The organism is Corynebacterium sp. p3-SID1194, assembly GCF_025144155.1.
Taxonomy (GTDB): Bacteria; Actinomycetota; Actinomycetes; order Mycobacteriales; family Mycobacteriaceae; genus Corynebacterium.
The window spans coordinates 62266-79798 of the sequence record NZ_JALXWY010000003.1; the positions used below are offsets into that span (position 1 = coordinate 62266).

Genomic DNA, 17533 nt, shown 5'->3' on the forward strand with positions numbered 1-17533 from the left:
ATGTCTGATCTGCCCCAGGATTTCTCCTACTCCGAGGACCACGAGTGGGTCAACGCCGCCGCTGACGCCGTAGAGGGACAGACCGTCCGCATCGGCATCACCTCTGTGGCCACCGAGCGCCTCGGCGAGATCGTCTTCGCTGAGCTGCCGGCCGTCGGCGACACCGTGACCGCAGGCGAGACCTGCGGCGAGGTCGAGTCCACCAAGTCCGTCTCTGATCTGTACTCCCCGGTCACCGGCAAGGTCACCGCGGTCAACGAGGACATCGAAGACAACTACGAGGCGATCAACAACGACCCGTTCGGTGAGGGCTGGCTCTTCGAGGTCGCCGCCGAATCCGCAGGTCCGCTCATGACTGCCGACGAGTACGGTTCCGCAAACGGCCTGTAAACGGTCTCCTCTTAAGCCGGCGCGGCGGGAGGTCTACCATGAAGGGCATGAGTGCCCCACGTGTACCGTTCTTCCCCGCCGACCGCTCCATCCGAGCCTCAGATTCCCCACTAGACGTGCGGGAACTGGGGCTCGTGGACTATTCGGAGACCTGGGAGCTGCAGGCGAAGCTCGCCGCCCAGCGTGCCGACGACGAGATCGGCGATACGTTGCTCGTACTGCAGCATCCGAATACATACACCGCCGGCAAGCGCACCCAACCGGAGGATCTCCCCGATAACGGCCAGCCCGTTGTCACCGTCGACCGCGGCGGCCGCATCACCTGGCACGGTGAAGGCCAGCTGGTCATCTACCCCATTATCAAGCTCGCCGACCCCGTCGACGTGGTGGACTTCGTCCGCCGCATCGAGGAAGCCATGATCGCCACGATCCGCGAATTCGGTGTGGAGGACGCCGGCCGCATCGACGGCCGCTCCGGTGTCTGGGTGCCGGCAGACGATCCGTCGATAGGCGTGCGCCGCGACCGCAAAGTCGCCCAGCTAGGTATCCGCATCACCCGCGGCGTGACCATGCACGGCCTCGCCGTCAACTGCAACAACACCCTCGAATACTTCGGCCACATCGTCGCCTGCGGGATCAGCGACGCCGATGTGACAACAATGAGTCTGGAGCTGGGTCGGGACTTCACTACCGCAGAGCTGGCACCCCTGCTCATCCGCAATCTGGACCGCGCGCTCTCGGGCGAACTCGCCGTCGCTGACCACACCATTTCGCGCGACTGACTCTAAACGGGGGTTGCTTCGGCCTGCGATATTCGCACCTTTGCGCGAGCGGGGTTAACGTGGAACCCGTGACTGTCGCAGAAGAAGGACGCAAGCTGCGCCGCGTTGAAAAACGCAACGCGCAGACCCCGATCGAATCCAAGCCGCGTTGGATCCGCAACGCCGTGAAAACGGGCCCCGAATACGAGGACATGCGGAAGAAAGTGAAGGGTGCTTCCCTTCACACCGTGTGCCAAGAGGCCGGCTGCCCCAATATCCACGAGTGTTGGGAATCCCGTGAGGCTACCTTCCTCATTGGTGGCGCGAACTGCTCCCGCCGCTGCGATTTCTGCCAGATCAACTCCGCAAAGCCGGAGCCGCTCGATCGGGAAGAGCCGCAGCGCGTCGCAGAGAGCGTCCGCGAAATGGAGCTGAACTACTCCACCATCACCGGTGTCACGCGTGACGACCTCGAGGATGAGGGCGCATGGCTCTACGCCGAGGTTGTGCGCAAGATCCACGAGCTCAACCCGCACACCGGCGTGGAAAACCTCACCCCGGACTTCTCCGGCAAGCCGGACCTGCTCCAGCAGGTCTTCGAGTCCGAGCCGGAAGTCTTCGCCCACAACTTGGAGACCGTCCCGCGCATCTTCAAGCGCATTCGCCCGGCTTTCCGCTACGACCGCTCCCTGGACGTCATCCGCCAGGCACGCGATTACGGGCTGATCACCAAATCCAACCTCATTCTCGGCATGGGCGAGACCCGTGAAGAGGTCCTCGAAGCACTCCAGGACATGCACGACGCGGGCACCGACATCATCACGATCACTCAGTACCTGCGCCCCGGCCCGATGTACCACCCGATCGAGCGCTGGGTGAAGCCGGAGGAGTTCATCGAGTACCGCGATGCCGCCTACGACATGGGCTTCGCCGCTGTCATGTCCGGCCCGCTGGTGCGCTCCTCCTACCGCGCAGGCAAGCTCTATGTCGAGGCCATGAAGTTCCACGGCCGCGAGCTGCCGGAGAACTTGAAGCACCTCGCCGAGACCTCCCAGGGCGCCACCGACCAGGAAGCCGAGACCCTGCTGAACAAGTACGGCGCGTCCGAGGAAACCCCGGTCGTCTCCGCAGGCCGCCCCGCCGTCGGGCTTGGCATGCCGGGCATCGGCGCCGACTAGACGCGGGCGCGGGCGCTCAGGCGCTCCGCCGCCCCGCCACAGCTCTAAACCCAGCTATCTGGATCCAGATAGCTGGGTTTGGCGTATGCGAACAGTGACTCGTTCTAGCGACGACTAAAGCCCACCAGGGATCTCCCCTGATGGCCTTAGTCATGTGAGCGAGGCTCCGTCTTAATCAGGGACCGTCACTGACTTACTTCTTGCCGGTCGGAATGTTGGAGCCGACCTTCCATGCCTCCGGGTTGTCGCGGGAATCGTCCGTGCCACCGTCCTTGAACAGCGGGCGGTCGAGGACAACCGACGGGATGGCGAACGCGTCCACGAGCACCTCGGACCACGGACCGAGGGAGTCGACCAGGTCGTTGATGGATGCGCGGGCTGCCTTGACGCGACCGGAGGAGATCACGTTGTGCTCCTGGTACCAGCCGGCCTCGCGGACAATGGTGTCGAGAACGAACAGGTGGCGCACCTGCTCGAAGACGGCGCGCTCGGTGGAGCCCACCGGCAGGGAGCGCTCGGCCTCAATCATGGCCTGGACCATCAGGTTCTCGATGTACGCCCACGCGGCGTTGAGCATGTGGTCCTGAGCCTTGTCGATGACCTTCGCAGCCTCAGCCTTGTTCAGCTTGCGTGCGCTCTGGATACGGCGGATGAGGGAACGCATGACCAGCTGCTCGCGCATCTGGACGACCTTGAGCTGGTAGTCGGCATCGAACAGGGACGCTTCCTCGCTGGTGAACGTGTCCACCACGGACTGGACGGTGGAGCCCAGGCCAGCGCGGCTGCGGAAGATGTCGGTCACGTTGGTGGCCGCGAACTTCACGATGTCCACTGCGGACGGGTTAGCCATCTCGCTGGTGTACGCGGTCAGCAGGTTCTTGCCGGCGAGCTGCAGCAGGACGGTGTTGTCGCCTTCGAACGTGTTGTACACGTCGGTGTCGGCGCGGAAGGTGGTCAGCAGGTTCTCCGACATGAAGCCGGCGCCACCGCAGGCCTCGCGGCACTCCTGGATGGTGTCGGTGGCGTGCTCAGTGGCCACGGCCTTGAACGCCGCCGCCAAGGTCTCCATCTCGCGGGAAGCCAGAGCCTGTGCTTCGGTCGGGTTGGTCACGGACCACTCGCCGGAGGCCTGGCGTTCCGTCTGGTCGGCGTAGCGGGCCGTCAGCTGGTTCTGCAGCAGCTGGAGCGCGTAGGAGCGAGCCAGCGGGATGATCAGGCGGCGGCGGTGCTGGCGGTAGTCGATCAGCTTGCTTTCCTCGCCGGTGTCGCCGTAGTCGAACTGGCGGCGCTGGTGCGCGTACTTCAGAGCGATCGCCAGGGAGGACTTGGTCGCGCCGGATCCGGCGGCACCGACGGCAATGCGGCCGCGAATCAGGGTGCCCAGCATGGTGAAGAAGCGGCGGTTCTTCGAGTCGATCGGAGACGTGTAGTTACCCTCCGCATCGACATCGCCGAACTGGTTGAGCAGCGCCTCACGTGGGATACGGACGTTGTCGAACGTCAGGGTGCCGTTGTCGACGCCAAGCAGGCCGCCCTTGTGGCCGTGGTCGCCGATGGTGACGCCCTCGACCGGGGAGCCATCTTCCTCGCGGATGCGCACCACGAAGCAGTGCACACCGTGGGATTCCTCCACACCCGGAGTGTAGAGCTGCGCGAAGACAGCGGACCAGCGGCCGTCGCGGGCGGTGTTGCCGATGTAGACCTTGGTGGCCGACGGAGACGGGGAGTTGATGATGAACTCCTGGGTCTCCGGGTCGTAGGTCGCCGTGGTCTGCAGCTCCTGCACGTTGGAGCCGTGGCCGCGCTCAGTCATGCCGTAGCTGCCCAGCTTGGACAGGTCCATGGCACCCTGGGCGTACTCGCGGTGGCGCTCGGTGCCCAGCACGTCCACGGCACCGCCCCACAGGCCGAACTGCACACCGGACTTGATCGCCAGCGAGCCATTGAACTGCCCGAGCAGGTCCAGGCCCATGATGCCGACGTGGGCTTCACCCGAGCCACCGTTCGCCTTGGAGAAGGCCGTCTGCATCATGCCGGAGGCGGCCACCATTTTGACCTTCTCCAGCAGGGCGGCGCGGATCTCTTCAACGGAGCCCTCGATCATCGGCAGCGCTTCCTCACGGTTGAGCTGCTCGCGGATATTGTCCTTCTGCTCTTCCCACTGGCCATCGAGCAGCTTCTTCAGCTTGCCCGCGACTGCTGCGTCCGGGGTCTCCGGCAGTGCCTGCGGGGAACGGGTTTCGGGAGACGCCTTCTGGGGACGGCGTTCCAGATTGACCTTGCGGACTTTGTCTTCAACGGAAGTCATGATGACCTTCTTTCCTGAAAATGCTTCCTTTATGTGGTTGGGGGTATGTGGTGTTTAGCGCTCGATGATGGCGACAACACCCTGGCCGCCTGCCGCACAGACGGAGATGAGGGTGCGGCCGCCGCCGTTTTCCTCGAGGGTCTTCGCTGCGGAAGCGAGGATGCGTGCGCCGGTCGCCGCGAACGGGTGGCCGGCTGCCAGCGAAGAGCCCTTGACGTTGAGCTTGGAGCGGTCGATGGAACCCAGCGGGGCATCCAGACCGAGGCGCTCGCGGCAGTAGGTCTCGTCCTCCCATGCCTTGAGGGTGGCGAGCACCTGGGAAGCGAATGCCTCGTGGATCTCGTAGAAGTCGAAGTCCTGCAGGGTCAGTCCGTTGCGCTCGAGCAGGCGCGGCACTGCGTAGGTCGGTGCCATCAGCAGGCCGTCCTTGCCGGACACGAAGTCCACAGCAGCCAGCTCAGAGTCGACCAGGTACGCGCGGACCGGAAGGTTCTGTTCCTTTGCCCACTCTTCAGAGCTGAGCAGGATTGCCGCGGCGCCGTCGGTAAGCGGCGTGGAGTTACCTGCGGTCATGGTGGCGGTGCCGCCGTGCTGCTCGGCGTCCTTCTTACCGAAGACCGGCTTGAGCTTGGACAGCTTCTCCACGGTGGAATCCGGGCGGAGGTTGGTGTCGCGGTTGACGCCCAAGAACGGGGTCATCAGATCATCGAAGAAGTTCTCTTCGTATGCCTTGGCCAGGTTCTGGTGGGAGGTCGCCGCTAGTTCATCCTGCTCCTCACGGGAGATCTCCATCTCGCGTGCGGTGATCGCCGCATGGTCGCCCATGGACAGGCCCGTGCGCGGCTCACCGTTCTGCGGCTGCTCCGGAGCGAGCTGGTTCGGACGAATGGAACCAGCGAGCTTCAGCTGATCCTTCACAGACTTCGCGTTGGAGAGACGGATCAGCGTCTTACGCAGCGTGTCATTGACAGCCAGCGGAGCATCCGAGGTGGTGTCGGCACCGCAGGCAATGCCGTTCTCGATTCGGCCGAGCGCGATAGCGTCAGCGACCTGGATCGCGGAAGTCAGCGACGTGCCGCAAGCATGCTGCAGATCAAAGGCCGGGGTCGTAGACGCCAGCTCCGAACCGAGCACGGACTCGCGAACCAGGTTGAAATCGCGTGCGTGCTTGAGCACAGCACCGCCGACGACGAGACCCATCTCCTGGTCCTGCAGGCCATAACGTGCGACAAGACCGTTGAGGGCCGAGGTCAGCATGTCCTGGTTAGAGGCCTTCGCGTACTCCTTGTTGGAACGCGCGAACGGGATACGGTTTCCGCCGAGAATGGCTACTTTGCGGGGTTGATTCATGCTTATTTCCTGCACTTCCCATGGAGCTCGAGGTAAGTAACTGCTGTTCAGTCGTTTACCGTGCGATATTTGTCTGACATTTTACAAAGTTCGAACTTTGTAAGGTTCGTCACCATTGCGATCTTATAATAGTATCCGACACAGAGCTACCGAATTGATACGGTCGCACCCCCAAATCAGAAGGAGAAAGTTGTGGCAAAGAAAGGCCTCCTCGAACAGTTCATCAACTCCCCTCTCGCCGCTAAGGCGGGTGTCCCCCAGGGCTACCCCCTACGCCGCTACAAGCAGGGTGAGGATCTTCTTCACGGCCCGGTCGTCGTCGGTGGCAACGGCCGACTGGCCGAGCAGATCACGTCTCTCCTCGACGGCCCGTACAAGCTGATCAAGGCTGAGGCAGACACCAAGCGCGCCGGCATCGTCTTTGACGCGACCCAGCTGGAGAAGCCGGAAGACCTGGTCCAGCTGTACGAATTCTTCAACCCGCAGCTGAAGAAGGTCCTGGACAACGCACGCCTTATCGTCATCGGCACCACCCCGGAGCTGCTCGAGAACGCTGATGCCCGCATCGCTGCCCGTGCACTCGAGGGCTTCACCCGCTCCCTGGCCAAGGAGATGCGCAAGTCCGCCACGGTTCAGCTGGTCTACGTGGACCCGGCGATCGACGGCGCACAGATCAACAAGGTCGAGTCCACTCTCCGCTTCCTCCTGTCCGGCAAGTCTGCTTTCGTCGACGCACAGGTCATCCGCATTACCCCGGTCGATGTTCAGCTTCCGGAGAACTGGGAGAAGCCGCTCGAGGGCCGTCTCGCTGTCGTCACCGGTGCTGCTCGCGGCATCGGTGCCACCATCGCCGAGACCCTGGCCCGCGACGGTGCCAAGGTGATCTGCGTGGACATCCCGCAGGCTGGTGAGGGCCTCGCCGGGACCGCGAACAAGGTCAAGGGCACTGCCCTGCCGCTCGACGTGACCAACCCGAAGGCCGCCGAGGAGATCGCCAAGCACGCCCAGGAGCGCTACGGCCGCAAGATCGACACCATCGTCCACAACGCAGGTGTCACCCGCGACAAGCTGCTCGTCAATATGGACGAGGACCGCTGGAACATGGTCCAGAACATCAACCTCGTCGCACCGGTGCGCATCACCGAGGCGCTGCTCGACGCCGACGCATTCGCCGAGAATCCGGCCATCATCGGTGTTTCCTCCATGGCTGGCATCGCCGGTAACCGCGGCCAGACCAACTACGCCACCACCAAGGCAGGCGTGGTCGGCTTCGTCGACGCTCTGGCTGAGCGCATCGCCGAGGCCGGCGGTTCCATCAACGCCGTCGCACCGGGCTTCATCGAGACCGACATGACCGCCGCTATGCCGCTCGGCCCGCGCGAGGTCGGCCGTCGCCTGAACTCCCTGAACCAGGGCGGCCAGCCGGTCGACGTCGCTGAGACCGTCGCATACTTCTCTGCACCGTCTTCCGTCGCCGTCAACGGCAACACCGTCCGTGTCTGCGGCCAGAACCTCCTGGGAGCGTAAACACAATGACTACTGCTGTAAATCGGGGCAACGACGACAACGACCCCAAGAAGAAGGCCGAAGCAGCCGCCGCTGAAGCCAAGACCGAAGCTAAGGAAGCCGCTGCACAGGCTCAGGACAAGGCTGAAGAGGTCGCTGAAAAGGCAGCCGACACCTTCGAAGACGTGAAGGAGAAGGTCTCGTCCAAGGTCGACGAGCTGACCGATGCCGCCGAAAAGAAGGCTGAAGAGGCGACAGAGTCGAAGGCCGACGCAACTGCGCCGAAGGCAGCCGCCGGATCCACCAACGGCAACGGCACCCGCCAGTACGAGAACCTGAAGTCCATCCCGGACATGAAGGCGATCAACCGCAAGATCTTCGTCAGCGCCATTCCAGGTATCGGCGGTACCCGCGAGGCGAAGCAGGATCCGACATCGGCAATCCAGGTCAACGGCGTGAAGGTGGATAAGGCCAACCTGGCTGACTACACCAGCGCGACCGGTCTGCGCCTGGGCAACGATCTGCCGCCGACCTACTTCTTCGTCCTCTCTTTCCCGCTCGTCATGGAGTTGCTCTCCCGCCCGGACTTCCCGTACGCGGCGATGGGCGCGGTGCACGTCACCAACGTGATCGAACAGACCCGCACGCTCAAGGTCGACGACACGTACACCATCCGCTCCCACGGCGAGAACCTGCGTCCGCACCGCCGTGGTCTACTGGTCGACATCGTCACCGAGATCTTCGTCGAAGGCGAGGAGAACGGGGAGCCGGTGTGGCGCCAGACTTCGACGTTTTTGGGCATGGGCGCGAAATTCGCCAAGTCTGCAAATGTCAGCGTGACCACCCGCGCCGAGGATTCCGGCAAGGTCCTGCCGAAGCCGGAGCTTCCGGAGTTCAAGCCGAACGCCCGCTGGCGCTGGACTGGTGCCGACGTCAATGCGTATGTCGAGGCCTCCAACGACCACAACCCGATTCACACCTCCAACCTGGGTGCGAAACTGTTCGGGTTCCCGGCGCGCATCGCTCACGGCATGTACTCCGCCGCGGCTGTGCTCGCCCCGCTTGAGGGCCGTCTGCCTCAGGCACTGCGCTACTCCGTCGAGTTCGTCAAGCCTGTGGTGATCCCAGCGCAGGTCGCTCTGTGGACCATCAAGGACGAGGACGGTTCGTACGATATCCAGCTGCGCGGCTCCTCTAAGCCGGACAAGCTGCACCTCAACGCGGAGATCACTCCGCTGTAGGCCACAAGCGCTGACTCGTCGGCCGCGCTTTCCCGCCGCTTCCCCGCCACAGGAAGCGGCGGGTTTTCGCGTGTGTGGCACCAATCAGCCGTGGTAGTTCGTGCGGTGTGCGGGCTCTTCGTTACTCTAGTGACCATGGCAAAGGACAAGAAGGCAACTGCAGCCGACGCTTCCGCGAAGAAGGAACAGCGCTCGGCGAAGCGCATGAAACGCAAGCAGACCCGTTCCCAGATCTGGCAGGCGTTCAACCTCCAGCGCAAGCGCGATAAGAAGCTGATCCCGCTGATGCTGGCGTCCATCGTCGGCGTGGCGCTGCTCTTCTTCCTGATCGGTCTGCTGTTCGGTGGCGAGTGGTTCATGCTCGTCCCTGGCATTCTGTTCGGCTTCGTTCTGGCGATGTTCATCTTCACCCGGCGCCTCGAGGGCTCCATGTACGAGGAAGTCGGCGACACCCCAGGCGCAGCTGCGTGGACGCTCGAGAACATGCGCAACACGATGGGCATCGTGTGGCTGACCAAGACGGGTATTGCCGCTAATCCGCAGATGGACACCGTCCACCGCGTGGTGGGCAACCCTGGTGTCGTGCTCGTCGGAGAGGGCGACCCGAAGCGTCTCAAGCCGATGATGGAGAAAGAGCGCAAGCGCATCGACCGCCTCGTCGCGGGAGTCCCCATCCACGAGATTCTCGTGGGTTCGGGCGAGGACCAGGTCCCGCCGAAAAAGCTCCAGCGCACGCTGTTGAAACTTCCGAAGAACTACAGCAAGGACGAGGTTTATTCCGTCAACGCGAAGCTCGAGGCGATGGACAATATCCGCGGCGGCCAGCGCGCCGGCCTGCCGAAGGGTCCGATGCCGCACCAGGCGCAGAATATGGCGGGCATGAACCGCAAGATGCGCCGCATGCAGCAGCGCAAGGGAAAATAAACAGAGTTTCCAGCTAAATCCGCTCGTCAGCCACCTGGCTACGAGCGGATTACTGCTGTTCCGGTCGCACGATCGTGCATCCCGCGGCCGTCAGGGTCAACGATCGCCGCGGGGAAGATGAATCCAGTCAAGATGGTGCGCACCGCCGCTCGCCAGAAGCCGACGGTCGCGCCAGGCTTATCGACGCGAGCGACGCCCATCCCCAGCACTGCCATTCCCGGCGTGCGCGCAAAGAGCCAGCCGCTGAAGATTCCCAGCAACAGCCAAAGGATGTACGTCAACGTGGCAGTCCCGCCGAATACGTGGGTATTCATGACGATGAAACCCGCAATGATCCAGCAGATTCCCCAGTCGATGAGCACGCCTCCGGCGCGGCGCATGACCGATGCCATGGCTCCGCTGCCGTTCTTCGGCATGCCGAGGTGCTCCCCTGGCCAGCGTCCGACCATGAAGTCGTCGTCGCCGCCCACGGGACGGGGCGATTGTTTTCCGGCGTTGCCGCCACGCTGCGCATTACCCATGGTCATCAAGGATAGAACACCGTTTTTCTAATCCGAATTCATCTCTTCGGTACACCGGCGGAGACATTGCCCTTCCATGTAACATCGGTGGAAGCACCCAATTTGCACTCAAGGAGTTTTTAACTGTGGGCTTTGAAAATATCCAGGACACGATGAAGTTCATCAAGGATGAAGAAGTCGAGTTCGTCGACGTCCGCTTCACCGATGTGCCTGGCATTGAGCACCACTTCAGCATTCCTGCGTCCATGTTCGACGAGGACGCTGTCGAGGAAGGCTTGGCTTTCGACGGTTCGTCGATTCGCGGTTTCACCACTGTTGATGAGTCCGACATGATTCTCTTGCCGGATCTCGCTACCGCGCAGATCGATCCATTCCGCAAGGCGAAGACGCTGAATGTGAAGTTCTTCGTCAACGACCCGTTCACGCACGAAGCGTTTTCTCGCGATCCACGCAACGTCGCGCTCAAAGCTGAGGAGTACCTCGCGTCCACCGGCATTGCTGACACGTGTTTCTTCGGCGCAGAGGCGGAGTTCTATCTCTTCGATTCCGTGCGCTACTCCACTGACGCGCACAAGGCTTTCTACGAGGTGGATTCCATCGAAGGTTGGTGGAACCGCGATCGTGAGGTCGAGCACGACGGTTCCCCGAACCTCGGCTACAAGACGCGTTTGAAGGGCGGATACTTCCCCGTCCCGCCGTACGATCAGACGCTCGATGTCCGCGACGACATGACGCTGCGCCTGGCGCAGGCCGGTTTCGAAATCGAGCGGTTCCACCACGAGGTGGGCACTGGCGGTCAGCAGGAGATCAATTACAAGTTCAATACCCTGCTGCATGCGGCTGATGACCTGCAGACTTTCAAGTACATCATCAAAAACACCGCAAAGGAATGGGGCAAGACAGCGACGTTCATGCCGAAGCCGATTGCCGGCGACAACGGCTCCGGCATGCACGCCCACCAGTCCCTGTGGAAGGACGGCGAGCCGCTGTTCTACGACGAGTCCGGCTACGGCGGCCTGTCCGATATCGCGCGTTTCTACATCGGCGGCATTCTCCACCACGCAGGAGCAGTGCTGGCGTTTACGAACCCGACGCTGAACTCCTACCACCGTTTGGTCCCAGGCTTCGAGGCCCCGATCAACCTTGTGTACTCGCAACGCAACCGCTCCGCGGCGATCCGAATTCCGATCACGGGTTCGAACCCGAAGGCCAAGCGCATCGAGTTCCGTGCACCGGACCCGAGCGGTAACCCGTACCTTGGCTTCGCGGCGATGATGCTGGCCGGCTTAGACGGTGTGAAGAACCGTATCGAACCGCACGAGCCGGTGGACAAGGACCTCTACGAGCTCCCGCCGGAGGAAGCGAAATCCATTCCGCAGGCTCCGACCTCGCTCGAGTCGTCTTTGGCTGCATTGGAAGAAGACAGCGACTTTCTTACCGAAGGTGATGTCTTCACCGAGGACCTCATCGAGGCCTACATCAAGCTGAAGGTAGACGAGGAGATCACGCCGGCGCGTCTGCGCCCGACTCCGCTCGAGTACGAAATGTACTTCGACGTCTAAAGCGCGCGCTGCTGCGCCGCACCACCCCGCGCCTCCCGTTCCCGAGGAGGTCGCGGGGTTTTCCCGTTTCGCACAATCAGCTCAGATGATTACCATATGTTGAGTGACTGATAAGTTCCGCCAACTGCCTCCGCCCGGCCCCGCTTGGGGCGGCAGCCTCATGGGCACGTCGATCGTCGCTCGTCTGCTCGTCGAAAAGAACATGATGGTCGGCGCGGGCATCTTCGCCGCGATCGCCTGCGTGATCCTCGTGGTGCTCGTGTACGGATTCGCGCGCTACCGCCACCCCAGCTTCGAGCGCACGACGATGGCGGAATGGTCAATGTTCTTCATCGGCATCTTGGCGCTCGGCGCAGCGCTTTCGGGCTTGACCGGCGAGGGTGTGTACCGCCTCATCGGATTCTGGATCGGTGCGCCCGTCACGGTTGTCACCTGGGCCATCCAGCTGACGCGTTTCGACGGCACCCCGCGGTTTACCTGGGGCTTGCCTCTTGTCGGACCGATGATTTCGGCCTCCGTCGCCGGTTGGCTCGCCCGCGATTACGGCGAGATGTACCACATCATGGGCACCGTCTTCTTCGCCATGTCGATCCTCACAGCAGTGCCGGTCTTCATTCGCGTTTATTGGGCTGCCTGGCACCGGAAGGTTGATCTACGCGGCCCGAACTCGGCCACTGCATGGGTCCCGCTCGGTGTTGTCGGACAATCCACAACAGCGATGCAGATCCTCTACCCCGGTCCCGTGTCGATCTTCTATGGTCTCATCGCGCTCGGGATCGCCATTCCATTAGCGCTATTCGCAATGTTCACCTTCTACCCGAACGTCGCGCGGTGGGTCGAGTACTCACCAGCCTGGTGGGCGTGCACCTTCCCGCCGGGCACGATCAGCATGGGCGGCCACCAGCTCGCCCTCGTCAACGGGTCAGAATGGCTCGATGTGGTCGCACTCAGCATTCCGATTCTCCTCATCATCCATTGGTCGCTGTGTTCGGGAAGATTCCTAAGCTGGGTCGCGGAAGGACGCCGCCAAAAGGGATAGGTCCCTTCGCGCATTCTTCGGCAAAATTTTCTCACCGGTTATATATTTGGGTCCGTCCGTACAACTGCTCGAAGAAGGCGATAATGACTACTCCGAACATGCCCGGCCCGAACGGCCCCATTGGCAATCACGGCAACCCCGGCCCAGGCTCCCAGCAGTGGGGCAACCAGCAGCAGGCACCGAACGGCCCCGCCGGTCGGCCTTCTGCGGGTTCCACTGCCGCGGCAACGAAATCCTCGTCACTTCCTGGGTGGCCGACGTTCGCGGCAATCGGCTTGTTCCTTCTCAGCCTGATCAGCAGCTTCTTCCCTATCTTGACGCTGAAGTCGGACGCGGAAGCGCAGCGCGCCCAACTTGAAGAAGAATTCGGCGGCCTCAATCTCGGCATCGAAGACAATATTCTCGACTTCACGGTGACCATGAACTGGTGGGCTAGGGCCAAATTCAAGACTGCCGATACCAGTGAGTTTGCCAAGCAAATCGAGAACGGATACTCAAATACCGCCGAATTCGAAGATTTCCAGGTCGTGCTGATCGCATTGACCGCTCTCGTGCTCGTCGCATACGTTTCCGCCATCGTGCTTGGTTTCCTCAAACTGGAGCGCTTCGGCATCATGGCTGGGCTCGCCGCGGCAGCGTTCCAGGTCATCGCGATCATCGTTGCAGTGCTCAATTACGCCGACGCCAACGATCAACCAGAGATCAAGGATCTCCTGCAGGTGAGCTTTGGTGGCGGTTTCTGGACTTGGGTCCTGTTGGCTATCGCCGCCATTGCAGCATTTGTTTTCGCGCTGATCAACGGTGGATCTAAGAAATCCCCGAGCACGCCGGCGTTCGCAGGCCCCGGTCAGCCAGGCCAGCCACAGGGTTTCGGTCCGGGCCAGCCGCAGCAGCAGGGTTTCCAGCAGGGCCAGCCGTTCTCTCCGCAGGGCCAGCCGTTCTCTCCGCAGGGCCAGCCAGGACCGGGGTTCAACCCGGGCCAGCAGCCGGGACCGGGCGCCGGTTACCCGCACCAGCAGTTCGGCCGCTAAACAGCGCCCCTCTTCACCCCGGGCATCCACAGCACGGATGCCCGGGTTTCGTCTTTCCACAGCAAGCGCGCTTATCGACGAATCACCAAAAACTATTGACGGAGTGTTGTGTTTATGCAACACTTTGGATCATGCCCCCAAAGAAGGGTCCCGTTGACCTGATCCACCGTCAGGTGCGGGTGCTGCGCGTGGAGAGGGACTTAACGCGCGCGCAGCTCGCGGAAGCGATCGACATCAACATGCCCGACGAAATCTAATGGAGGAACCACTCATGACCGCCGCCACACCGAATACCGTCAAGGCCCGCAACCGCACAATCCATGCGACCGACGCTGCGATTGCCGTGGTGATCCTTTCCGCCGCTCTCCAGTTCTTCCAGCCGGGCATCGCGAACCTGCTGTGGATGGTAGGTGCTCTCGCCGCAGCCGTCGGCACGGTCGCCCTGCGCAAGCAGATCAATGGCGCCGACCTTCCGGGGGCGGAGCTCGACGAGTACGAGCTGCAGCACCACCTCGAGGCGCGCGAGGACGGTTTCAAGACGGGACTCGTTCTCTCTATCGCGTTCTTCCTCATCTCCGGGCTCGTCGCGCTGGCGTGCCAGCTGTGGGTCGAGCTCGATGCCACGGAGGTCGCCCTCTTCTTCGCCAAGCTGCTCACCGTCCAGATCCTGTGGGTGCCGTTCATGATCGCGCGCTCGTTGGCCGGCAAGATCAACCGGGACGAGCTCATCACCCGCTAAGGGTGAGGTGAACACAGTGATAAACTCCGGTTATGAGCGCCTATCATCTCCTCGGCCGCACATACCGTCTCCCCGCTGATGCAGCATCGGACTCTTCACGAGCTCCAGCCGGAATGCCTCCCCGACCCGCGTGGTGGCGTCCGCTGCTGGAGCTCGTGCTCGCTACCTCGCTCATGATCGGGCTCACTGCCGGAGCGACCGGCCTGTTCTACCTCTACGAGAAGATCGCGCAACCGAGTGTCAGTGCTTTCGACCCATTCGACTTCGCAGACCGCCCGTACTTAGCCGTCGTGACATTCATCGGCTGGGTCGCGGCCATTCCGGCAGGCTTCATCGCGGCCCGGCTCACCGGACGCGACCCACGTGCGTTGTGGTCGACGGAGCGCCGTTTCCGCTGGAAGAATTTCGGTCTCGCTCTCATCCCGGCCCTGATCTTCCTGGGCGGCGAGGGGATCTACGCCATCGTGAATTTTGACCGTTCACAGATGACAGCCGGGCCGCTCAATTGGGGTGCACTCGCCGTCATCATCGCGCTGGCGCCGCTGCAGTCGTTGTCGGAGGAGCTCTTCTTCCGCGGCTCGCTGGTCCAGATCATGGGCCAGTGGTTTTCCCCCGCCATCGTGGCGTACCTGCTGCCGTTCCTGTTCTTCCTGTCGGGCCACCACTACGGCTGGCAGGGCATGGTCAGCGTGGGGGTCTTCGCGGCTTGCGCGATGTTTTTGACCTACACCACCGGCGGGATTGAGGCGGCGGCAGCCGTCCACGCTGTGGGCAACACTTCCGCCTACGCGCCCGACGCATTCGATGTTGGCGGGGTGAATCTCAATGCAGCGACCACTGCCGATCTGCTCATCTCTGTGGTGGCTACCGTCGCCGCGACGGGCATTGCCTACGTGCTGATCGCGCGCGCACGTCGACATCCACCTCGTAACCGGCAACGAGACCGCGCGAGCCGTACTGCCACATCACGGGTGTTTGCTTGCCTATAGCCCTCGGCCACGCACGTCCCTGAAGGAGCTCCCGCGGCGTCCCGACATTGTCTGCGCCGTAATCAGCGACCCACACGGACCCGAATTCGGTGGTGCCAGCGCCGAGCATCCGCCAACGCCAATAGCGCGGATACGTGTAGATTCCGGCGACGGGCACACCACGCGCGGTCAATTCATCGCGGGCCTGGCGCACGTGGTCGAGGCTGAGTCCAGCGGGTGTCTCACAGTCGATCCACATGGGATAGACCTGCTCCCCCATCACCGCACAGGCGGCGTCGACCTGCTCCACAACCGTAGTGCCCTCCGAAGGGTTGCGCAGGTAGTGGTAGGTCTCGATGAAAAGACCGGCGCGGCGTGCGTCGTCGATATGCGATGCGTACGTCCGGTCCCGGTAGGTGCCGTCAGTGGTGCGCACGACGACGAAATCGATGCCCTCGGCAGCCGCTTGGACCAGGCTCAGCCCGTCTTGGTGCTCGCTGACGTCGATGCCGATGCGCAATTCCGCGGCCATGAGCTGCTTAGCGCTTGGAGAACCCCATGCGCGGTGTGAAAGCCGCGGGGTGCTTGCGCTGGGCAACGGCGTCGGCGATGACGAGACGCCACTTCGGGTCGGTCACCGGCATCTGAGCGATAGAGAACCAGCCGGTCTCGGTGTTCTCGTCATCGCCGACTTCCGGTACAGCGGCGGGATTGTCGGCCTCAAGGCGGATCGCGACAGACATGTAGGTGGCGTTGTCGCCGTTGGCGTGCACGATAGGGCCGACCGCTCCGACGCCGAGGAGCGCAGCAGCGCTGGCAGCCACACCGGTTTCTTCCTCCACTTCACGCTTGGCCGCGTGGTGGGGCTCCTCACCTGGGTCGCAGATCCCCGTCACGGGCGTCCATTCGCCGTTGTCGGAGCGCTTGACCAAGAGAACTTCGGGCACGGCCCACGGGGAGTCGTCGGTGGAATCGCGGAGCACCACGGCGGTGACAGCCGGGATCCACATCAGGTCGGTGCCGATTTTCTTCCGCATTTCCACGATGAATTCGGGGATGGGCATGTGTGCGCACCTTTCTGTCCGGAAGCGTCAAGCGAGTTCGCCGTCCAAGTCTACGTCCCGCGTCCCCGCGTTAACGGGTGGGTGAACTAACATCATCTTCATTATGAGCACGCAGGTCACCCCACCCATCAGCACGCAGGACACCGAGGACAACGCGTACAGCCGTGTGCCCGCGGGCGCGTTCATCGTGGGTTTCGGGGCGTTGGTGATCGTGTGCATCGTGCTCACGGTCGGTCTGTTCAATTACGAGTCGTCGGCGCAGGAGCGCGCTTCGAGCACATCGACGGCGACGTCGACGGAATCGTCGACAAGCGTGCACGATATCCCGACGGTGACCACCGTGACGGGCTCGGATGGCCAGCCGAGCGTCTCACGCCCGCCGAAGCCGGCGCCGCCGGAGACGAGCGAAGAGCAAGTGCGGTCGTCGATACGCGCGCATTTCATCGAGAACGCTAAGACGGCCCGCACGTACACGGGTGTCGCGGTCACTGGCGATGTCACGGAGCTCGCGCTCGAGGATATGCCGGAATTCACGGGCCACGTCAGTCGCCTGCTCGAGCAGAATTGTGTGGACTCGATGGCGCTGACCACGCCGGATAATGTCCGGCTGACGTTCAACGGTTTCTGCTACTCCACGATGCCGGGCGAGACCTTCGAGCGCATGCTCGACGTCGCGCTGGAAGGGGAGGCGGATTCGATCGATTTCGCCCATAATCCGTCGTACGGCCACAGCAACCACGTGTCCATGACGTGGTTCGTCGACAACGAAGAGCAGGCTGCCCGCATTCACGAGACGTGGCACGAGGTGCGCCGCCCGCGCGCAGTGCAGGAGATCCGTTTTACCACGTACTCGCCGGAGGTGGTCCACCGCCTGATCAAGGAGCGCGGCAAGGCCGACGCATGGATAGAAGACGAACGGTTCTAAGCATTTCGCTTATCGACGTCTCCCCT

General features: G+C 62.7%; 17 protein-coding genes and 1 pseudogene. 13 read left to right on the forward strand and 5 right to left on the reverse strand.

Annotation, left to right across the window (positions count from 1 at the left end; translation table 11 throughout):
• The 3 genes from gcvH to lipA all read left to right on the forward strand — a co-directional run bounded on the left by gcvH (nucleotide 1) and on the right by lipA (nucleotide 2329).
• Nucleotides 1-390: a glycine cleavage system protein GcvH gene (gene gcvH / locus M3G19_RS03565; protein WP_259900472.1), complete on the forward strand. Its 390-nt coding sequence runs from the start codon at nucleotides 1-3 to the stop codon at nucleotides 388-390.
• Nucleotides 391-437: 47 nt separating this feature from the next.
• Nucleotides 438-1172 carry a lipoyl(octanoyl) transferase LipB gene (gene lipB, locus M3G19_RS03570; RefSeq protein ID WP_259900473.1) on the forward strand — a complete coding sequence of 245 codons (735 nt, stop codon included), beginning with the start codon at nucleotides 438-440 and terminating at the stop codon, nucleotides 1170-1172.
• Nucleotides 1173-1240: 68 nt separating this feature from the next.
• Nucleotides 1241-2329, forward strand: a complete 1089-nt coding sequence (gene lipA, locus M3G19_RS03575; RefSeq protein WP_259900474.1) for a lipoyl synthase — start codon at nucleotides 1241-1243, stop codon at nucleotides 2327-2329.
• Between the two features lie 193 nt (nucleotides 2330-2522).
• Here the strand turns inward: lipA and M3G19_RS03580 are convergent, their stop codons facing one another.
• Both M3G19_RS03580 and M3G19_RS03585 read right to left on the reverse strand, forming a co-directional pair.
• A complete protein-coding gene (locus M3G19_RS03580) occupies nucleotides 2523-4637 on the reverse strand; it encodes an acyl-CoA dehydrogenase family protein (protein ID WP_259900475.1) in 2115 nt (704 codons plus the stop codon).
• Nucleotides 4638-4691: 54 nt separating this feature from the next.
• Nucleotides 4692-5987 carry an acetyl-CoA C-acetyltransferase gene (locus M3G19_RS03585; protein ID WP_396121736.1) on the reverse strand — a complete coding sequence of 432 codons (1296 nt, stop codon included), beginning with the start codon at nucleotides 5985-5987 and terminating at the stop codon, nucleotides 4692-4694.
• A gap of 192 nt (nucleotides 5988-6179) precedes the next feature.
• Between M3G19_RS03585 and M3G19_RS03590 the strand changes: the two genes are divergently transcribed.
• The 3 genes from M3G19_RS03590 (at nucleotide 6180) to M3G19_RS03600 (ending at nucleotide 9658) form a co-directional block, all read left to right on the forward strand.
• A complete protein-coding gene (locus M3G19_RS03590; RefSeq protein ID WP_259900476.1) occupies nucleotides 6180-7514 on the forward strand; it encodes a 3-oxoacyl-ACP reductase in 1335 nt (444 codons plus the stop codon).
• A gap of 5 nt (nucleotides 7515-7519) precedes the next feature.
• Nucleotides 7520-8734: a MaoC/PaaZ C-terminal domain-containing protein gene (locus M3G19_RS03595; RefSeq protein WP_259900477.1), complete on the forward strand. Its 1215-nt coding sequence runs from the start codon at nucleotides 7520-7522 to the stop codon at nucleotides 8732-8734.
• A 135-nt stretch (nucleotides 8735-8869) separates the two neighbouring features.
• Nucleotides 8870-9658: a DUF4191 domain-containing protein gene (locus tag M3G19_RS03600; protein WP_259900478.1), complete on the forward strand. Its 789-nt coding sequence runs from the start codon at nucleotides 8870-8872 to the stop codon at nucleotides 9656-9658.
• 38 nt (nucleotides 9659-9696) lie between these two features.
• Here the strand turns inward: M3G19_RS03600 and M3G19_RS03605 are convergent, their stop codons facing one another.
• Nucleotides 9697-10179 carry an RDD family protein gene (locus tag M3G19_RS03605; RefSeq protein WP_396121737.1) on the reverse strand — a complete coding sequence of 161 codons (483 nt, stop codon included), beginning with the start codon at nucleotides 10177-10179 and terminating at the stop codon, nucleotides 9697-9699.
• A gap of 152 nt (nucleotides 10180-10331) precedes the next feature.
• Between M3G19_RS03605 and glnA the strand changes: the two genes are divergently transcribed.
• The 6 genes and pseudogenes from glnA to M3G19_RS03635 all read left to right on the forward strand — a co-directional run.
• Nucleotides 10332-11741 carry a type I glutamate--ammonia ligase gene (gene glnA / locus M3G19_RS03610; RefSeq protein ID WP_259900851.1) on the forward strand — a complete coding sequence of 470 codons (1410 nt, stop codon included), beginning with the start codon at nucleotides 10332-10334 and terminating at the stop codon, nucleotides 11739-11741.
• A gap of 103 nt (nucleotides 11742-11844) precedes the next feature.
• Nucleotides 11845-12780: a TDT family transporter gene (locus tag M3G19_RS03615; RefSeq protein WP_259900479.1), complete on the forward strand. Its 936-nt coding sequence runs from the start codon at nucleotides 11845-11847 to the stop codon at nucleotides 12778-12780.
• A gap of 83 nt (nucleotides 12781-12863) precedes the next feature.
• Nucleotides 12864-13811 carry a hypothetical protein gene (locus M3G19_RS03620; RefSeq protein WP_259900480.1) on the forward strand — a complete coding sequence of 316 codons (948 nt, stop codon included), beginning with the start codon at nucleotides 12864-12866 and terminating at the stop codon, nucleotides 13809-13811.
• Between the two features lie 131 nt (nucleotides 13812-13942).
• On the forward strand, nucleotides 13943-14068 hold the full coding sequence (locus M3G19_RS03625; protein WP_259900482.1) for a hypothetical protein: 126 nt from the start codon (nucleotides 13943-13945) through the stop codon (nucleotides 14066-14068).
• 14 nt (nucleotides 14069-14082) lie between these two features.
• The gene (locus M3G19_RS03630; RefSeq protein ID WP_259900484.1) at nucleotides 14083-14550 is read left to right on the forward strand and encodes a hypothetical protein; all 468 of its coding nucleotides are present in this window, start codon (nucleotides 14083-14085) and stop codon (nucleotides 14548-14550) included.
• A gap of 485 nt (nucleotides 14551-15035) precedes the next feature.
• A pseudogene (locus tag M3G19_RS03635) lies at nucleotides 15036-15317 on the forward strand (CPBP family intramembrane glutamic endopeptidase); the annotation flags it as partial.
• Between the two features lie 97 nt (nucleotides 15318-15414).
• Here M3G19_RS03635 and M3G19_RS03640 read toward each other — a convergent pair.
• Both M3G19_RS03640 and M3G19_RS03645 read right to left on the reverse strand, forming a co-directional pair.
• Nucleotides 15415-16050 carry a glycoside hydrolase family 25 protein gene (locus M3G19_RS03640; protein WP_259900486.1) on the reverse strand — a complete coding sequence of 212 codons (636 nt, stop codon included), beginning with the start codon at nucleotides 16048-16050 and terminating at the stop codon, nucleotides 15415-15417.
• Nucleotides 16051-16057: 7 nt separating this feature from the next.
• Nucleotides 16058-16582, reverse strand: coding sequence for an NUDIX domain-containing protein (locus tag M3G19_RS03645; protein WP_259900487.1), 525 nt, complete (start codon nucleotides 16580-16582; stop codon nucleotides 16058-16060).
• Between the two features lie 103 nt (nucleotides 16583-16685).
• Between M3G19_RS03645 and M3G19_RS03650 the strand changes: the two genes are divergently transcribed.
• Nucleotides 16686-17507: a hypothetical protein gene (locus M3G19_RS03650; protein ID WP_259900488.1), complete on the forward strand. Its 822-nt coding sequence runs from the start codon at nucleotides 16686-16688 to the stop codon at nucleotides 17505-17507.
• Nucleotides 17508-17533 lie beyond the last annotated feature (26 nt).

Coding starts and splice junctions, on each gene's coding strand:
- gcvH (WP_259900472.1), top strand. CDS start 1: ATGTCTGATCTGCCCCAGGATTTCTCCTACTCCGAGGACCACGAGTGG.
- lipB (WP_259900473.1), top strand. CDS start 438: ATGAGTGCCCCACGTGTACCGTTCTTCCCCGCCGACCGCTCCATCCGA.
- M3G19_RS03580 (WP_259900475.1), bottom strand. CDS start 4,637: ATGACTTCCGTTGAAGACAAAGTCCGCAAGGTCAATCTGGAACGCCGT.
- M3G19_RS03585 (WP_396121736.1), bottom strand. CDS start 5,987: ATGAATCAACCCCGCAAAGTAGCCATTCTCGGCGGAAACCGTATCCCG.
- M3G19_RS03595 (WP_259900477.1), top strand. CDS start 7,520: ATGACTACTGCTGTAAATCGGGGCAACGACGACAACGACCCCAAGAAG.
- M3G19_RS03600 (WP_259900478.1), top strand. CDS start 8,870: ATGGCAAAGGACAAGAAGGCAACTGCAGCCGACGCTTCCGCGAAGAAG.
- M3G19_RS03605 (WP_396121737.1), bottom strand. CDS start 10,179: ATGGGTAATGCGCAGCGTGGCGGCAACGCCGGAAAACAATCGCCCCGT.
- glnA (WP_259900851.1), top strand. CDS start 10,332: ATGAAGTTCATCAAGGATGAAGAAGTCGAGTTCGTCGACGTCCGCTTC.
- M3G19_RS03620 (WP_259900480.1), top strand. CDS start 12,864: ATGACTACTCCGAACATGCCCGGCCCGAACGGCCCCATTGGCAATCAC.
- M3G19_RS03625 (WP_259900482.1), top strand. CDS start 13,943: ATGCCCCCAAAGAAGGGTCCCGTTGACCTGATCCACCGTCAGGTGCGG.
- M3G19_RS03630 (WP_259900484.1), top strand. CDS start 14,083: ATGACCGCCGCCACACCGAATACCGTCAAGGCCCGCAACCGCACAATC.
- M3G19_RS03640 (WP_259900486.1), bottom strand. CDS start 16,050: ATGGCCGCGGAATTGCGCATCGGCATCGACGTCAGCGAGCACCAAGAC.
- M3G19_RS03645 (WP_259900487.1), bottom strand. CDS start 16,582: ATGCCCATCCCCGAATTCATCGTGGAAATGCGGAAGAAAATCGGCACC.
- M3G19_RS03650 (WP_259900488.1), top strand. CDS start 16,686: ATGAGCACGCAGGTCACCCCACCCATCAGCACGCAGGACACCGAGGAC.